This is a genomic window from Kribbella sp. CCNWLW201 (assembly GCF_037203805.1).
Classification (GTDB): Bacteria; Actinomycetota; Actinomycetes; order Propionibacteriales; family Kribbellaceae; genus Kribbella.
Genome location: NZ_JBBCBQ010000001.1, coordinates 1,875,741 through 1,892,125, shown reverse-complemented (window position 1 = coordinate 1,892,125; position 16,385 = coordinate 1,875,741). Strand labels below are relative to the sequence as shown.

Annotated in this window: 13 protein-coding genes; 7 read left to right on the top strand and 6 right to left on the bottom strand. The window is 67.8% G+C overall.

Features of this window, described 5'->3' with window-relative positions; genetic code table 11:
• Positions 1 to 24 precede the first annotated feature (24 nt).
• The 3 genes from V9K99_RS09165 to V9K99_RS09155 form a co-directional block, all read right to left on the bottom strand.
• Positions 25 to 3,768 (bottom strand): endo-alpha-N-acetylgalactosaminidase family protein, encoded by a 3,744-nt coding sequence (locus tag V9K99_RS09165; RefSeq protein ID WP_337002553.1) that lies wholly within the window; start codon positions 3,766 to 3,768, stop codon positions 25 to 27.
• A 321-nt stretch (positions 3,769 to 4,089) separates the two neighbouring features.
• A complete protein-coding gene (fahA, locus tag V9K99_RS09160; protein WP_337002555.1) occupies positions 4,090 to 5,280 on the bottom strand; it encodes a fumarylacetoacetase in 1,191 nt (396 codons plus the stop codon).
• Positions 5,277 to 6,131 (bottom strand): hypothetical protein, encoded by an 855-nt coding sequence (locus V9K99_RS09155; protein WP_337002557.1) that lies wholly within the window; start codon positions 6,129 to 6,131, stop codon positions 5,277 to 5,279. The genes fahA and V9K99_RS09155 overlap by 4 nt, the downstream gene beginning before the upstream one ends.
• A gap of 73 nt (positions 6,132 to 6,204) precedes the next feature.
• Here V9K99_RS09155 and V9K99_RS09150 point away from each other — a divergent pair, with 73 nt between their 5' ends.
• Entirely contained in the window at positions 6,205 to 7,398 is a 1,194-nt protein-coding gene (locus tag V9K99_RS09150) for a homogentisate 1,2-dioxygenase (protein WP_337002559.1), read from the top strand.
• 79 nt (positions 7,399 to 7,477) lie between these two features.
• Positions 7,478 to 8,092: a hypothetical protein gene (locus tag V9K99_RS09145; protein WP_337002561.1), complete on the top strand. Its 615-nt coding sequence runs from the start codon at positions 7,478 to 7,480 to the stop codon at positions 8,090 to 8,092.
• Between the two features lie 8 nt (positions 8,093 to 8,100).
• On the opposite strand, the gene V9K99_RS09140 is transcribed toward V9K99_RS09145, so the two are convergent.
• Positions 8,101 to 8,892, bottom strand: coding sequence for a polysaccharide deacetylase family protein (locus tag V9K99_RS09140; RefSeq protein ID WP_337002563.1), 792 nt, complete (start codon positions 8,890 to 8,892; stop codon positions 8,101 to 8,103).
• Positions 8,893 to 9,012: 120 nt separating this feature from the next.
• Between V9K99_RS09140 and V9K99_RS09135 the strand changes: the two genes are divergently transcribed.
• Positions 9,013 to 10,749, top strand: coding sequence for a bifunctional metallophosphatase/5'-nucleotidase (locus V9K99_RS09135; protein ID WP_337002565.1), 1,737 nt, complete (start codon positions 9,013 to 9,015; stop codon positions 10,747 to 10,749).
• A 420-nt stretch (positions 10,750 to 11,169) separates the two neighbouring features.
• On the opposite strand, the gene V9K99_RS09130 is transcribed toward V9K99_RS09135, so the two are convergent.
• Positions 11,170 to 11,748, bottom strand: coding sequence for a nicotinamidase (locus tag V9K99_RS09130; RefSeq protein WP_337002567.1), 579 nt, complete (start codon positions 11,746 to 11,748; stop codon positions 11,170 to 11,172).
• A 165-nt stretch (positions 11,749 to 11,913) separates the two neighbouring features.
• Between V9K99_RS09130 and V9K99_RS09125 the strand changes: the two genes are divergently transcribed.
• Positions 11,914 to 13,431, top strand: a complete 1,518-nt coding sequence (locus tag V9K99_RS09125; RefSeq protein ID WP_337002569.1) for a WD40 repeat domain-containing protein — start codon at positions 11,914 to 11,916, stop codon at positions 13,429 to 13,431.
• Here V9K99_RS09125 and V9K99_RS09120 read toward each other — a convergent pair.
• Positions 13,428 to 14,207, bottom strand: a complete 780-nt coding sequence (locus V9K99_RS09120; protein ID WP_337002571.1) for an SDR family NAD(P)-dependent oxidoreductase — start codon at positions 14,205 to 14,207, stop codon at positions 13,428 to 13,430. The genes V9K99_RS09125 and V9K99_RS09120 overlap by 4 nt on opposite strands.
• A 65-nt stretch (positions 14,208 to 14,272) precedes the next feature.
• Here V9K99_RS09120 and V9K99_RS09115 point away from each other — a divergent pair, with 65 nt between their 5' ends.
• The 3 genes from V9K99_RS09115 (at position 14,273) to V9K99_RS09105 (ending at position 16,318) form a co-directional block, all read left to right on the top strand.
• The gene (locus V9K99_RS09115; protein ID WP_337002573.1) at positions 14,273 to 14,416 is read left to right on the top strand and encodes an alpha/beta hydrolase; all 144 of its coding nucleotides are present in this window, start codon (positions 14,273 to 14,275) and stop codon (positions 14,414 to 14,416) included.
• Positions 14,417 to 14,591: 175 nt separating this feature from the next.
• On the top strand, positions 14,592 to 15,827 hold the full coding sequence (locus V9K99_RS09110; RefSeq protein ID WP_337002575.1) for an MFS transporter: 1,236 nt from the start codon (positions 14,592 to 14,594) through the stop codon (positions 15,825 to 15,827).
• Positions 15,824 to 16,318 carry an AAA family ATPase gene (locus V9K99_RS09105; RefSeq protein WP_337002577.1) on the top strand — a complete coding sequence of 165 codons (495 nt, stop codon included), beginning with the start codon at positions 15,824 to 15,826 and terminating at the stop codon, positions 16,316 to 16,318. Before V9K99_RS09110 ends, V9K99_RS09105 begins: the two co-directional genes overlap by 4 nt.
• The last annotated feature ends 67 nt before the right edge of the window (positions 16,319 to 16,385 follow it).

Below are 16,385 nucleotides of genomic sequence, written 5' to 3'. Positions count from 1 at the left end.
GCGGGAAGTGGCGCCGTTTGCTGTCTAGCGAGTGCCGTAGACGTTCAGCTCAGCGGCCGATCCGAAGACCGCTCCGTTCAGCGAACTGGTGCCGACGAACTTCACGTAGCGGCCCGGCTTGGCGGTGAAGTTCACCCGCTGGACGGCTGTCGAGTTCGGGAACTGACCGGTCGCCGCCGGCGTACCCCACGCCTCGCCGTCGGCGCTGACGTAGATCTCGTAGCCCTTGAACATCCCGTTCGTCCCACTCTGCCGCGGCAGGTAGCTGAAGCCGTCCACGTGGTACGTCGATCCGAGATCGAGCGTCACGTGATGCGGGAACCCGGCCGGCGGCGACACCTGCGACCAGGCGGAATGCCAGAGCGTGCTGGGGTTTCCGTCCAGCGCTGAGGTCGCCGCACCGCCGGTGGCGACGTCCTCGCTACTCACGTCGGCCACGGTGATCCGGGACTGCGGCACGATCCCCGGCGGAAGTACGGTGGCCTCTGCGGTGATCGTTGCCTGACCACCCGTTGCCGTCAGCACGTACTTGCCCTCCGGTGTACCGGCCGGCGGAGTCACGTCCCAGCTCGTTGTCACGCTGGCGCCTGGGGCAACCGTTGCGTGAGTGGCCGGGGTAGCTGCCGTGACGGTCCATCCCTCCGGAGCAGCGAGCGCGAGGGTGATGTTGTTGACGGCAACGACGTCGTTGTTGGTGAACGTGGTGACGATGGTGTTCGCCTCGCCCGAGACCAGACCGTTCACGCCGGTGGCAGCGATCAACGTACAGTCGGCCGCGTCGGACGTCGTACCGAGGTCGGTGACGGCGAAGTCGTCCATGATGAAGTCGGCCTGGTCGCCACCGCCGGACAGCTTGCGCAGGCCGACCCAGTAGTCGCCACCGCAACCGGCCACGAACTCTTGGCTGAACGTCGCCTTGGTGCGCTGCTCACCGATCGGGGTTGACTTGACCTCCACCGGTGCCGGTCGGTCGACGCCCTGGACCCACGCGTATTGCCCGGCGCGACCACTCGAGTAGTCGAAGCTGACCTTGTACTTGTGGCCCGGCTGGAAGTTCACCGTCCACGGCGCGGTGCGATAGACGAGCCCCTCGTTCTCCTCGTGCGACTTCAGCGACCAGTCGCCGTCGAGGACGTCGTCGACCAGCTTGCCGTTCCAGCCGGCCTGCGTGTACGGCGCGTGCTTCCGAGCGAGGCTGGTCCGCGGGTCGGTGACACCACCGGAATCGCCCTTCATGAACGGGCCCCAGCCCTGGTCCACGTTCTCGAAGTCCTCGACCAGACCGGCTGCCGGCCGCTTCGTCTCGACCACGCGGACGTCGTCGATCCGGACCTTGGCGTTGCCCGTGGCCGCACCGATGACGAGGTCCGCACTGTTGCCCTTGGCATCGAAGACGACTCGGACGCGTTGGTAGTACGCCTGGTGTTTGTCGTCTGAGGCAACCAGGTTCTGTGCGGTCGACCGGGTGACGGCGTTACTCACCCCGTCGACGGACACCGTGGTCTTGCGGGCCTTGCCGGGCTCGACCTCGACCCACGCGGAGGCGCTGTAGGTGCGACCCGGAGTCAGGCCGGTGATGCGCTGCCGAAGTGCGGACTGCTGTGTGCCCAGCGAGGCGACGTGCTGGCCGTTCTCCAGAGTGTCGATCTTGGCGGAGCCACTGACGTTCCAAGCGTTGAGGTTGCCGGCGTTGAAGCCCGGGTCTTTCAGGTGGGTGCCCTCGCCCCAGGAGGCAGGCTGCTGCGTCGGAGCGGCAAGCGGGTAGAGCACGTACGGCTGCCCGGCGACCGCGTCGAGCGTCACGGCGCCTCGCAGTACCGGAGCCGTCGCGACCTTCACGCGGCCGGTGTCGGTCAGCTTGTAGACCGCGTACTTGTCTGCCCCGGACGGTACCTGCCAGGTGGTGACGCCGCCGGCAGGGTTGTAGTGGTAGAGCTTCTTGTTGTTGTCCCACGGCAGCAGGTACTTGTCGCCGTCCAGCACCTTCGCGTTGCCGACGTACACGGTCCGCTTGCCGTTCTCGACGGTGCCGCGGACGCCGCCGGTGAAGGTGATGTCGGAGTTGTTCCAGTCGATGATCTTCTGCTGCTGGAGGAACTTGGCCGGCAGGTTCTTCTGCCAGATGTTGGCGTAGAAGGCGTTCCAGTCGGTCTCGCCGGTCCAGCCCTCGAACTCGACCAGGCTGGTCTGGCCGAGGACCGGGTCGTTGTTCCAGACGTCCTTCTCGTGGTTGCGGGTGAAGCGGATGATCTTGCTGTTGAGGCCCTTGTTGGTCGCGCCGCCGTAGTCAAGGTCGTTGGCCCAGTGCGACCACAGCGAAGTGCGCTCGTGCCGGTCGGCCCACTCGGTCGCGATCTGCCAGCCCTGGCCGGCGAGCTGCCGGGTCAGGCCGTCGGCGAGCCAGCCGGACTGGTAGTACACGTCGATGTACAGCTCCTGCAGGTTCTGGTCGGTCTCGTCGCGGAGCTGCTGGAACCGCTTAACGATGTTGCCGGAGGCAAGGTCAGGGCGCTGCTTGATGTAGTAGCTCTGGTTCAGCCAGTTCCAGCCCTTGGCGTTCTTGTCGACCAGGTTCTCGTTGAAGGCGTTCGCCTCCGGGTAGGACTCGGTCGCGTTCACGTGCACACCGAATGCGGCGTTCCAGCTCTTGCCCTTCTGCAGCAGGGTGTTGAGGTCCGCGAGGCCGCCGGCGCGGGTGTTGTAGTTGCCGCCGTAGTCCGGGTGGGCCGAGTCGTGGCCCTCGCTGCCGTACCCCTTGAGGATCGCCATCTGGCCGAGGCCGTCGGTGGCGAGCGAGATCCGCTTCACGTCGTCGAGGGTGCGCAGGAACGGGTGGGTCGCCTGGCTGGCGAAGTTGAACGGGATGTGCGTGACGACGCGGTCCTTGACCTGGTCGCCACCCTTCGGCTCGGTCATGATCGAGCGGAACGCGATCGCGCCGTCCTGCCAGTCGAGGGTCTTGTCGCTGTTCGCGTCCGGGGTGACCACGACCTTCGCCCACGGGAGTGGTTCCGTGTACGGCGACGTGTCGGCCCGGTAGGTCCATTGGCCACTCCAGACACCGACGCGGGTGCTGCCGTCGGCGGCCTTGCGGGCGCGGTGCCAGAACCGGGCGCCGTCGTCGACGGACTGGCCGGACGGCTTGTCGTACACCGAGTTCGACTCGATCCCGGCGGCGAGCCCGCTGGTGTTCACGAACGCGTACGCCGCACCGGTCGGGGACGGCTCCGCCGCGGTCGCATCAGTGATCAGCGTGATCTTGTCGGCGGTCCTCGTCGAGTCCGGGTCCAGCGTGGTGAACGCGGTCGTCGCCCCGGCGTCGGTGCTGGCGACCGATACCAGATCGTGGTCGGGGATGTCGATCGTGTGCACCCGCGTGGTCTCGGTGTCGCGGACCGCGTCGACCTTGAACGTCGTCACCCACCCGGCGAGCCCGATACTCGCATCCAGCTCCACGCCGGGCAGCGCGTCGAAGGCCAGCTTGTACGACGCCGTGCTGCCACTCACCGTGGGCGGTGCGGCCAGGCGGGCCGTCCGCGCGACACCGTCGATCGTGACGGTCGAGATCGCCTCCGGCTGCCCGCCGAGGGCGTGTCCGGACGCGTTGTCGACGTACTTGATCACCCGCGGAAAGTCCCCGCCGACGGTGACCGTCAACTCGTTCGATCGGAGCGTCAGGTCGGCGGCGGCGTGCGCGCCCACCGGCACGCTCAGCACTCCGACGACCAACGCCCCGGCCAGCACACCACACCCCACTGAACGTTTCATGCGCAGAAAGTTCGCACGTAACCGCTAATGAGTCAAGAGAAACGAACACTTATGAACAAGATTGAGCTCCGGCTCTGGTGTGAGCCTCGCCCGGGCTCGATGGAAGGGGCGGCGTGCGGGTCCTCCTCACCTCCTATCCCCTCCGCCCATTTCAGGGGTCAACCCCGCAGTTTGTGGGTTGCGGAACCAAAATTCGGCTACGCAACCCGCAAGGTCCGGGGTTGACCCCTGAAATGGGGCTGGGGTCGCGGAGGCGACGGGTGTCCCGTCAACTGGGCGGGCAGGCGGAAGTCGCCCGGTGCGGGGCTGGTGGGCGGGGGTTCAGGCGATGGCGGGGAGGATCTTGCCGGTGACCTCGCCGAGGCCCAGTCGACCGGCCCGGGCGGTGATGGTGACCTCGTCGCCGTCCTCGAGGAAGGTGTGCTCCTTGCCGTCCAAGACGAGCGGTTCGCGGCCGCCCCAGGTGAGCTCGATGAAGGAGCCGCGCTGGTCCTTGCCGGGGCCGCTGATGGTGCCAGAGGCGTAGAGGTCTCCGGTGCGGACCGAGGCGCCATTGACGGTCATGTGCGCGAGCATCTGGGCGGGTGACCAGTAGGTGTCCTTGTACTCCGGGCTGCTCACCAGTTGGCCGTTCAGCCGGACCTCGAAGGTGATGTCGTAGTTCTGCAGGTTCTGGCCCGCCAGATACGGGAGAACCGGCGGGTCCTGAACCGGCAGGGGTACGGCGGCCGCCGACAGGGCATCCAGGGACACCAACCAGGGGGAGATCGAGGTGGCGAACGATTTGCCGAGGAACGGGCCGAGCGGGACGTACTCCCAGGCCTGCAGGTCCCGGGCGGACCAGTCGTTCACCAGCACCACGCCGTACACGTGCTCCTCGAAGGCGTCGACCGGGATCGGGGTGCCGAGCGTGGACGGCGTACCGACGACGTAGCCGAGCTCGACCTCGATGTCGAGGCGCTGGGACGGGCCGTACGTCGGTGCGGTCGCGTCGGGAGCCTTCCGCTGACCCGACGGGCGGACGATGTCGGTGCCGCTGGCAACGATCGTGCCGGCTCGGCCGTGGTAGCCGACCGGGAGGTGTTTCCAGTTCGGCAGCAGGGGTTCGGAGTCGGGACGGAACAGGCGGCCGAGGTTGGTCGCGTGGTGTTCGGAGGCGTAGAAGTCGACGTAGTCGCCGACCTCGAACGGGAGTTGCATGGTGACCGCGGTCCGCGGGATCAGGTGCGGTTCGACCGCGTCCCGGTCGTTCGGATTGCGGACCAGGTCGAGCAGCCACTCCCGGGTCGCGCGCCAGGTCCGCCGGCCGCGAGCGAGGAAGTCGTTCAGCGACGGCTGGGCGAACGACTGGGATCCGTCCATCATCTGCGCGGACGCGACCGGGGCGAGATCGATGACGTGGTCGCCGATCGCGGCACCCACCCGCGGCTCCTCGTCGCCGAGCCGGAACACGCCGAGCGGCAGATTGTCCGGTCCGAACGGCGAGTCCGCGGGCACGTCGATCCAGGTCACAGAGTCTCCATCAGCTTGAGTGCGTTCAGGTCATGGCGGGGTTCGTCGATGCTGCACGAACCGAACGAGGTGAACCACCGGCGGGTCCCGGCAGCCTGATCCTCGGAAAGCTCGCCCGCGCGGGTCGCGAGGTCGTCGCCGTTGCGGGAGGCCAGTACGGCGGCCACCTCGTCCAGCGAAGCGCCGTCGAGGGACGCGCGGGTGGCGAGCAGCACGTTGAGGAACCCGTGGTGCTCGAACCCGGTGTCCGCCGCCGTGTGCCGGACGGCGTTGTGCAGACCGGCCGTGCACTTGAAGGCGACCTCACGGTCCAGGCACGCGGTGATGAACGCCGCGACCTGGTCCTCCGACGGGAACAACGACGCATCGAGCCCGCCGGTCCGCAGTTTGGCGGCGTACCCGGCATCGGCGACGACGTCGAGTGCGCGCTCCCACGCGCCCTCCAGACCGACCTCGACGAACGCGTTCTCCTCGTCCAGGCAGTCGTCACAGGCGCGAACCACCCGGAGTGCGTTCCGGGACAGGTCGTCCTCGTTCCGCAGCCGCACTTCGACCGCTTTCACCTCGACGTCGGCGGACCGGTCGCCGTACCGGACCGCGGGCTCGATCCCGCCGGCGCCGCCGGTGATGACGACCGCGACCTCGAGTGGGCCGGGGCCGGTGCGGGCCGCCTCGGCGGCGACCTTCATCAGGTCCTCGTCGGTGCAGACGAACGGGCCGACCAGGTCGGCGTACGCGGACTCGCGATGCGCCCGGTGCGCGGCGACCGCCTCGGCCAGGGGCAGGTCCCCAGGCGGGAACATCGCGGCGTCGTCGACCAGGTGCCGGAACAGGGCAGGGACGGTTGACATGGGTCCGAGCCTAACGGATGCTTTCGGTAAGCGGACGCATGCGTTCGACTATCGTACACCAGGAGCATGAGAGATGGCGTTCTACCGGCAGGTCGGCGAGATTCCGCCGAAGCGGCACACCCAGTTCCGGAAACCGGACGGCGGGCTGTACTACGAGGAGCTGATGGGGGAGGAGGGGTTCTCATCGGACTCGTCGCTGCTGTACCACGCCGGCGTACCGTCCGCGATCGTCGATTCGCAGATCTGGGAGCTGCCCGACCTCGCCACCGTCGCGAACCATCCGCTCACTCCGCGGCACCTGAAGCTGCACGACCTCTTCGCCGATACGTCGAAGAGCAACCCGGTCGAGGACCGGCGGCTGGTGCTGGGCAACGGCGACGTCCGGATCTCGTACGTCGTCGCCGAGCAACCGTCGCCGTACTATCGCAACGCCATCGGTGACGAGTGTGTGTACGTCGAGAAGGGCACGGCCACCGTCGAGACCGTGTTCGGCACGTTGCACGCGGTCGAGGGCGACTACGTGATCATCCCGCGGGCGACCACGCATCGCTGGCTGCCGGGGGAGAACGGCGTGCACGCGTACTGCATCGAGGCGAACTCGCACATCGCCCCGCCGAAGCGGTACCTGTCCCGGTACGGGCAGTTCTTGGAGCACTCGCCGTACTGCGAGCGGGACCTGCACGCGGCGACCGAGCCGTTGGTTGTGGAGGGCAATGACGTCGAGGTGCTGGTGAAGCACCGCGGCAACGGGCCGGGCGGGATCGTCGGGTCGCGGATGGTGTACGCGACGCATCCGTTCGACGTGGTCGGGTGGGACGGGTGCCTGTACCCGTACACGTTCAACGTGAGCGACTACGAGCCGATCACCGGCCGGATCCACCAGCCGCCACCCGTGCACCAGGTGTTCGAGGGCAACAACTTCGTCGTGTGTAACTTCGTGCCGCGGAAGGTCGACTACCACCCGTTGTCGGTCCCGGTGCCGTACTACCACTCGAACGTCGACTCCGACGAGGTGATGTTCTACTGCGGCGGCGACTACGAGGCGCGCAAGGGCTCCGGGATCGGGCTCGGCTCGATCTCACTGCACCCCGGCGGCTACGCGCACGGTCCGCAACCGTCCGCGATCGAGGCCTCGCTCGGCGCCGAGCGTTTCGAGGAGCTCGCGGTGATGGTCGACACGTTCCGCCCACTGGAACTCGGCGAGGGCGGCATGGCCGTCGACGACGGCGTGTACGCCTGGACCTGGGCCGGCCGCCGCAACTCCTGACACTCCGCTACGTCCGAAGAAGTGTGGCCTATAGACCTCATTTCTTCGGACGTTGTGGGGCGTGTGCGATTCTTGGGCGGTGAGTGAGGACGGGGTATTCGTCGTGGGCGTCGATCGCGAAGCGGTCCTGCGCCGGCGGGAGGTCGTCCGGAAGGTCCAGCGGCGCGGAGCGTGGGTGACGCTGGTCATCGGTGCGATCGGCATCGTTGCCGCGCTCTACGCGCTGATCGCGTTCCGTGGTGCGGGCCTGTGGCCGTTCGCGTTGCTGCTGATCGCCGCGATGGTCCCGCTGGTCGTCAGCACGGTGCTCGCCCTCCGGCTCCAGGCCGAACGGCAACGCTGGTACGACGCCAGCGAACTGCAACCGGTCGCCATGCGGATGTCCCCGAAAGCACTCGAGCTGGCCTGCGAGGGCGCGACGTACCCGGTCGTGCTGCCGTGGCCGACGGTCCGGGGCTTTCGTCAGGAGAAGCTCTTCGGCCAATACGCCCTGGAGCTCCAACTGGCCCCAGGCGTCGGCGCGACAACCGCCGGCGTACGAGGCCTAGACCAGCCCGCCGTCCGCACCGTCGTCAAACCAAACCCCCTACTCCGCCCAACCGGCCTCTTCCTCGTCAAGGCCCTCGACCAACCCGTCCACGTCATAGACCAAGCCCTGAAACACTTCTCAGGCGGCCGAGCCGGCGTGAAGTAGCCCGCCTGCTAGCAGGGCAGGGCTGCGTAGGTGTAGCCCTGGCGGGTTAGTTTGGTGAGGGCGGTGTCGAGGGCAGCGACGGTTTCGGAGCGGTTGCCGCCGCCGTCGTGCAGCAGGATGATCGCGCCGGGGCGGGCGCCCTGGAGGATGGCTCGCTCGATTTTCGCCGTACCTGGTTTGGACCAGTCCAGGGTGTCGACGTCCCACAGGACCTGGCGCTGGTGGTTTGACGCCGCGACCGCCTCGACGTGCGCGTTCGTGTCCCGGAACGGCGGCCGGAAGCACTTCGACTTCACTCCGGTGAGGATCTCCTGCCGCATCTTGGCAGGTGGCAGCTTGGTCAGCATCGGGTGGTCCCAGGTGTGGTTGCCGATCCGGTGACCGGCGGCCCGGGTGAGCGCGACCAGGTCGGGATGCGCTGCCGCCTCCCGGCCGAGCACGAAGAACGTCGCCTTCGCCTTGTGCTTGGCCAGCAGTTGCAGGACCTTCGGCGTCCACTCGATCTGGGGACCGTCGTCGAACGTCAGGTAGAGGACCTTACCGTGCGCGGCCAGGTTCCAGTCGTCCGGCGTGGCCGTGGTCGACGTACGGTGCTGTTTCTGTGGTTGTTGCGGCATTCGAGGCCTGGCCGGGGCCGGTTGACGGGCGACCTGGATGGCCAACGGCGCATGGGCCGACGTCTTGACGGCAGGGGCCGCGCTGGTGACCGAATGGTCGGCCGGTTCGGCGGCCTGGGCGAGAACGGCACCGCACAGGAGGGCGGCGACCAACGGCAGAAGCTTGCCGGGCGGCTTGGTCATGACGGGCATCTTCTCGTGCCGCGCGGTTCAACCGGGGCATCGGGTCGGGGTGTGTCGCCCGTATCGTTTGCGGTCCAGGCCGGCGATCCCGGCCCCAGTCGACCCGGTGAGGCGGACGAATTGAGCGATGAGCGCACGGTCCGGCTGACCGTGATGGGGACCACCGACCTGCACGGCAACGTCTTCAACTGGGACTACTTCAAGAACGCCGAGTACGACGACGCCGCGCACAACGACATCGGCCTGGCGAAGGTCTCCACCCTGGTCACCGCGGTACGGGACCGGATCGCGGCCGACCCCCGCGCGCCACGCCCGCTGCTGCTGGACGCCGGCGACACCATCCAGGGTACGCCGCTGTCGTACTACTTCGCCCGGATCGAGCCCATCACCGGCGGCCACCTGCACCCGCTGGCCGCCGCGATGAACGAGATCGGGTACGACGCCGCGGCCCTGGGCAACCACGAGTTCAACTACGGCCTCGACATCCTGCGGAAGTTCCAGCGGCAGCTCGACTTCCCGCTGCTCGGTGCGAACGCCCAGGACTGGACGACGGGTCTGCCGGTCTTCCCGCCGTACGTGCTGAAGCGCGTGCACGTACCGGGCGAGAAGCCGATCACGGTCGGCATCCTCGGCCTGACCAACCCCGGCATCGCGATCTGGGACAAGGCGGTGGTCGAGAACAAGATCAAGTTCGGCGGTGTCGTCGAGCTGGCGAAGATCTGGGTACCGCGGGTCCGCCAGGCCGGTGCCGACGTGGTGATCGTCTCCGTGCACTCCGGGATGGACCTGTCCTCGTCGTACGGCGACGCCCTGCCGGTCCCCGAGAACGCGTCGGCCCTGATGGTCGAGACCGTCCCCGGGATCGACGCGGTCCTCGTCGGTCACGCCCACCAGGAGATCCCCGAGCGGCTGGTGACGAACAAGGAGACCGGCGAGCAGGCCGTCCTGACCGAGCCGCTCAAGTGGGGGATGCGGCTCTCGCTGATCGACCTCGACCTGCGCAAGGAGCGCGGCCGGTGGAAGGTGGTCGGCCGGCACGCCCAGGTGCTGAACGCGAACACCGTCGAGGCCGACCCCAAGGTGGTCGCCGTACTGCAGCAGGACCACGACACGGTGATCGAGTACGTCAACTCCAAGATCGGCACCTGCACCGAGGCGATGTCGGCCGCGACAGCTCCGTGGGAGGACACCGACGCGCTGGACTTCGTCAACTTCATCCAGGCCGACGCGGTCGCGAAGGCTCTGGCCGGTACGCCGCAGGCCTCGCTGCCCGTGCTGGCGATCGCGGCACCGTTCAAGCGGGCAGCCGCGATCCCGGCGGGTGACGTCTCGATCCGCGACGTCGCCGGGCTCTACGTGTTCGACAACACGCTGCTCGGGGTGACGATGACGGGTGCGCAGCTCCGCGAGTACCTGGAGTTCTCCGCGCAGTACTTCAAGCAGATCAGCGGCACCGGCCCGTTCACGTCCGGCCAGGTCACCAACGCTCCGACCCCGACCGCGCCGAACGGGATGCCGGACTACAACTACGACATCCTCGGCGGGCTGACCAAGCCGCTGACGTACACGATCGACATCGCCAAACCGGTCGGCTCGCGGATCACCGGCCTCGCGTACGACGGCGTCGCGGTGGCGGCGGATCAGCAGTTCGTGGTGGCCGTGAACAACTATCGCCAGTCCGGCGGCGGCAACTTCCCGCACATCAAGACCGCCCCGGTCGTCTACAACCGCCAGGTCGAGATCCGGCAGCTGATGATCGACTACGTGATCGCCACCGGCACGGTCAACCCGACCGCCTTCCACACCGGCGACTGGTCGCTCGTCTCCAGCGGCGCCCCCATCGTGATCAACCCCTGAGGTCTCGGGAGGAGCCCGGGCAACGAGTGAAAGGAGCGTGTCGTCGGCGAACGCTTGCCGACGACGCACTCCGTTCACTCGACACACTGGCTTCACTCGCGGGCCTCGTCCGTCGACACGGTGGCTTCACTCGCCGGTGTTCCGGCGGGTCGGGAGCAGTCCGTGTTTCGCGGTGTCAGGACCATATGTGGGCCGCACCGCGTGGTGGGGTGTCACGGCCGGCGAGAATCGAGTGTGGCTGGTGTGTCGCCGATAGGCGCTTGCCGTAGGCAGACTCCCTTCACTAGACACGCTCGCTTCAGTCAACATCGTCGCGTCGGTGCTGCTGGCACTCGTGATCAGGCTGGGTGCTGACCAAGGGACGCCTTGCTGTTCCTCGCTTGGTGGGCGCTGGGATCCCACTCGGACCGGGGGCGCCGGTCAGGTGAGGTTGACGCCCGCGGTGCGGAGTTCGGACAGGGCCTGCTCGGTGGTGCCGGGGGCGACACCCGCGGTTAGCCGGGTCAGGACCGTCGTACCGAAGCCGGCCTGCCGGGCGTCGAGGGCGGTCGCGCGGACGCAGTAGTCGGTGGCGAGACCGCACACATCGACGTCGGTGACGCCCTTCTCCCGCAACCAGTCGGCGAGCGCGCGGCCGTCCCCGTGGGACTTGCCCTCGAACCCCGAGTAGGCGGCCGCGTACTCGCCCTTGTCGAAGATCGCGTCGAACGGCTGGGGGTCCATGTTCGGGTGGAAGCTGACGCCGTCGGTGCCGGCGACACAGTGCCGGGGCCAGGAGTGGACGTAGTCGGGGTCGATGGAGAAGTGGTCGCCCGGGTCGATGTGGTGGTCCCGGGTGGCCACGACGTACTCGTACTGTTTGTCGCCCGGATCGGCCTCGGACCACTTGTGCAGGAGTTCACCGATCCGGAACGCCACGTCGGCTCCGCCGCTGACGGGCAGGCTTCCGCCCTCGCAGAAGTCGTTCTGCACGTCCACCACAATCAGTGCCCGGACCATTGCGACGCTCCTTCTCCAGGTGTCCCTGTGCCCCACGGTACAAGCGTGGCCCTTCCGCCACGCCGAGCGCACGCCGAGCGCACGCCGCCGGTCCGCTTTCGACTCCGCCTGCGCTGACAGTTATCGTGTGATCGCACAAGGTCACGGGGCTCAGGGGGATTGTTGATGAAGAAGGCAGTTCTGGCAGTGGTCACGGCGGCGGCCGTGGTCGCAGCGGCTCTGGTCCCGTCCGGCCGGCCGGTGGAGGCGGCGACACCGGGATTCGCCTCGGCCGTGTCCGCGGTCAAGCAGGTGTCGTGGCAGACCAACGACAGCGTGAACGCGCTCGCGGTCGCCGGCAACACCGTGTTCGCCGGCGGTCTGTTCACCCGGATCCGGCCGCCCGGCAACCGCGCTGGTCAGGGTGACGCGGCCCGGACCTACCTCGCGGCGTTCAACCGCACCACCGGCGCCCCGACGCGGTTCGCGCCGAAGCTCAACGGCGCCGTCTGGAGCATCGCCACCAGCCCGGACGGCAAGTGGGTCGTGATCGGCGGGGACTTCACCACAGTCAACGGCCTGTCCCGCAAGCGGATCGCCCTGTTCAGTGTTGCCACCGGCAACCTTGTCGCCGGCTGGGATCCGGCGGTCAACTACCGGGTCGCGGCGCTGGCGATCTCCGGCAACAGCGTGTACGTCGGTGGCTCGTTCGGCCTGGTGGACCGGGTGGTCCGCAACCGCCTGGCCGCGGTCACGCTGAACACCGGCGTCCTGCTGCCCTGGGACCCGGATGCCGACGACGACGTCCACGCGATCGACCTGTCGGACGACGGCAAGCGGGTCTTCGTCGGCGGCGGCTTCGAGACCCTGCAGGGCGAGCCGCACCACGCGCTGGGGATGGTGAACACCACGACCGGAGCTGCCTACTCGATGCCGGCTGCGGCTGCCATCCCGGAGAAGACGCTCGAGTGCGACAGCCGGGTCAAGGACATCGACACGCTCGGCAACAAGGTGTTCGTCGGCAACGCCGGCGCCGGTCTCGGCTGCTACGACGGCGTGCTCGCCGCCGATGCGACCACCGGCAAACTGCTGTGGCAGAGCAAGTGCCTGGGCGCGACCGAGGCGGTCAAGGCGATGGGCAACTGGGTCTACAAGGGTTCGCACGCGCACGACTGCAGCAAGGACGGCGGATTCCCCGAGAAGACCGGCATGCACCACCTGCTGGTGTACAGCGCCCTCAATGGCAAGCTGGGTCCTTGGTACCCGAACACCGACGCAGGTGGCGAGACCCTGGTCGGGCCGCTGGCATTCGCGTCCGGCGGCAACGATCTCTGGGCCGGTGGTGACTTCACTCGCGTGAACGGCGTACCCCAGCAGGGCTTGACCCGGTTCACCAACGCGGCCGGTGGTGCGCAGCCAGCCGCGCCGGCGGCACCGAAGGTGTCCAGCACGCGGGTCCACCGGGCGACGGTCACCTTCCCCACGGTGGTCGACGCGGACAACATCCGGTTGACCTACACGCTGTACCGAGGCAAGACGAAGGTCGGCTCCTGGACCCGCTACTCCTATTCCTGGAAGAAGCCGACCGTGACGACGTTCGGCGACACCGGCCTGAGGAGCGGGCAGGCCGTCGGCTACCACGTCGTGGTGTCCGACGGCCGCAACGTCCGCAAGAGCGCGACCGCGACGGTCAGGATCCGTTAGCCGGGGATCAGGTGGCCGCCGGTGACACGGAGGATCTCACCGTGGATCGCGGTCGTCCGCGGTGAGGTCAGGAACAGGATCGCGGCGGCGACGTCGGTCGTGTCCGGCAGTTTGCGGGCACTGAACGTCGCCGTGATCTGATCGAGGGCGGGCGTCGGGATCACCCGGTGCTCGCCGTTCTCGAGCGTGATCCCAGGCATCACGATGTTGACCAGTACGCCGTCGTTCCCCAGATCATGCTGGACACTCGCGACCAGGCCGTGCAGGCCGGCCTTCGCGGCGGAGTACGGCCAGGACCCGGCCATCCCGCGCTCGGCCAGGTCGGTCGAGATCAGCACCAACCTGCCGTGCTCCGACCGACGCAATGCCGGCGCCACCTGCTGCACCAGGTAGTAGTTGCCCTCGAGGTTGCCCCGCATCACCGGGACCCACCAGTCCGGCTTCCCGTCCTCGATCTTCACCGGCCGCTCGTGGAACCCGGCGCTGCCCCAGTTGACCGCGTTCCCCACCACCACATCCAGCCCACCCCACCGGCCGACGGCGGCGTCCACGGCAGCCGCGATCGTCTCCGGCTCGTTCAGGTCCATCGGTACGACGTACGCCGTACCGCCGGCCGCCTCGATCTCCTCGGCCACCCCCTCGGCCACGTCCTTGCGCGAGTTGTACGTGATCGCGACCCGCGCCCCCTCCCGCCCGTAGCCGATCGCCGCTTCCCGCCCGATCCCCGACGACCCACCGGTCACCAGCACCGCCGCATCCCGCAACCCCAGATCCATGACATACCCTTCATGTAGTTAGTCGGCTAATCACAAAACTTAGCCGTCTAACTATCTCCACGCAAGTGATCGCCCAGGTCCCGGGCAGCGGCTCGATCTATCACGACGGACCGGGCCACACCCTCTACATGGCCAACGATTGCGCTCGCACCAAGATCGACAGCTACTTGTCCGATCGCGTGGTCCCGGCCCTCGGCACCCGCTGCTGAAATGCCTTTGCTGGTGTCGGGTAGCGATGACTAGGGTGCTGGGGAGTCGAGAACTTCGAGGAGTTGGGCATGGTCGGTCACTCGGGCACGCGCTGACCTGACTGTCATCGCGTGCTGCTTCCGGTAGGCGGCACGGTTTCCCCTGCCCGTTTCGGGCTCACTCGAAGGACTCCTCGTGTCGCTGTCGTCGCGCGCGCCCAGCCTGTGGGCGGATCGTGAATTCCTCAAGCTCTGGATCGGCCAGAGCGCCTCGTTGTTGGCCGCCCAAGCCAGCCAGGTGACCCTGCCGCTCGTCGCGGTCCTCTCACTCGGTGCCAGCGCTGCACAGCTCGGCGGGCTCCGGGCTGCGCAGCAGGTGCCGATCTTGTTGTTCTCATTGTTCGTCGGCGTACTGGTCGATCGTTGGCGAGCCCGCAGCATGATGGTGTACGCCGACTTCGGCCGAGCCGTCCTGCTCGGGCTCGTCCCGATCGCGTGGACGCTCGGGCTCCCGTTCCTGTACGTCGTCGCCTTTGTCGGCGGCGTGTTCAGTGTGTGCTTCGACGTCGCGTGCCAGGCGTCGTTCCCGCGCCTGGTCCGGCGTGATCAGCTTGCGCAGGGCAACAGTATTCTGGAGAGCAGCAAGTCGGCCGCACAGATCTCCGCACCGGCCCTCGGCGGCGGACTGGTGTCGTTGCTGACAGCACCTTTCGCCGTACTCGCGAGTGCCTTCTTCTTCGTCGTCTCGTTCCTGTCGATCTGGCGGATCCGTGGTCTCGACACGACTCCGGCCGGTTCGTCCGGCGGCGTACTGCGGCAGATCAGGGAAGGCCTGAAGGTGGTGATCGGCGATGGTTCACTCCGGGCGATCGCGATCGCGACGTGTGTCTACCAGTTCTCCTTCACCGCCTTGATGACCGTCTACCTCCTGTTTCTCTCCCGCTCGCTGGAGTTGCCGGGTGCGGTCATGGGTGTCGTCCTGGCCGCGTTCGGCCCGGGTGCGTTGGTGGGCTCGCTGCTGTCCGGCTGGATGCCCCGCTGGTTCGGGTACGGCCGCGTCGTGGTGTTCGCCGCCCTGATCTCCGACGTCGTGATGCTCTGCACGTCGGCGCTCCACGGCTCCGACGCCGGCACGATCGCGGCCCTCATCGCGATCAACTTCCTGTACGGCGTCTTCAGTCAGACCGTCGATGTCGCCGTCGTGGCCATCCGCCAAGCCATCACGCCAGAACCCCTCCAGGGCCGCGTAGTAGCCACCATCAACTTCCTCGGCATGGGGCTGACCCCAGTCGGCGCCCTACTAGGCGGCACAGCAGCCGGCCTGCTCGGAACGCGCACCGCCCTCATCATCGCGACCGCCGGCATCTTCCTGTCTCCACTCACTTTGAGCCTGTCCCCGCTGGCACGGCTGGGACGTAGCCTGGCGCGATGAGGCGGATCCTGGTGACGGGTGTGTCGGGCGTCGGCAAGTCGACGGTGGTAGTGCGGCTGGGGGAGCTCGGGTATCGGGCGGTGGATCTTGATTCGCCGGACTGGTCCGAGTGGGTGGACAGTGCGGATGGAGGGCCGTCGCCGCTCGAGCCGGGGAAGGACTGGGTCTGGCGGGAGGACCGGGTCCGCGAGTTGCTGGCCGAGGACGGCGATGGCCCGCTGTTCGTCAGCGGGTGCGCGTCGAACATGGGCATCTTCCGGGACACCTTCGACGGCGTCGTACTGCTGAGCGTGACGGCTGACGTGATGGCCGAACGGCTCGCCCACCGCACGACCAATGCCTACGGCAAACACCCCGAGGAGCTCGCCCGCAGCCTGGAATTCAAGGAAACAGTCGAACCGCTCCTCCGAGCCACTGCCGACCTCGAACTCGACGGCGCGGCACCACTCGAGCAGGTTGTCGAGGAAGTCATCCGCTTCGCAGGTCGCTGAGCTCGGCGTCAGCCTTTCGCTGCTGCGAGTCTCTCCCGGAGATCAGGCGAATGTGCGGGCAGGAACT

Coding starts and splice junctions, on each gene's coding strand:
- V9K99_RS09165 (WP_337002553.1), bottom strand. CDS start 3,768: ATGAAACGTTCAGTGGGGTGTGGTGTGCTGGCCGGGGCGTTGGTCGTC.
- V9K99_RS09155 (WP_337002557.1), bottom strand. CDS start 6,131: ATGTCAACCGTCCCTGCCCTGTTCCGGCACCTGGTCGACGACGCCGCG.
- V9K99_RS09150 (WP_337002559.1), top strand. CDS start 6,205: ATGGCGTTCTACCGGCAGGTCGGCGAGATTCCGCCGAAGCGGCACACC.
- V9K99_RS09140 (WP_337002563.1), bottom strand. CDS start 8,892: ATGACCAAGCCGCCCGGCAAGCTTCTGCCGTTGGTCGCCGCCCTCCTG.
- V9K99_RS09130 (WP_337002567.1), bottom strand. CDS start 11,748: ATGGTCCGGGCACTGATTGTGGTGGACGTGCAGAACGACTTCTGCGAG.
- V9K99_RS09125 (WP_337002569.1), top strand. CDS start 11,914: ATGAAGAAGGCAGTTCTGGCAGTGGTCACGGCGGCGGCCGTGGTCGCA.
- V9K99_RS09120 (WP_337002571.1), bottom strand. CDS start 14,207: ATGGATCTGGGGTTGCGGGATGCGGCGGTGCTGGTGACCGGTGGGTCG.
- V9K99_RS09105 (WP_337002577.1), top strand. CDS start 15,824: ATGAGGCGGATCCTGGTGACGGGTGTGTCGGGCGTCGGCAAGTCGACG.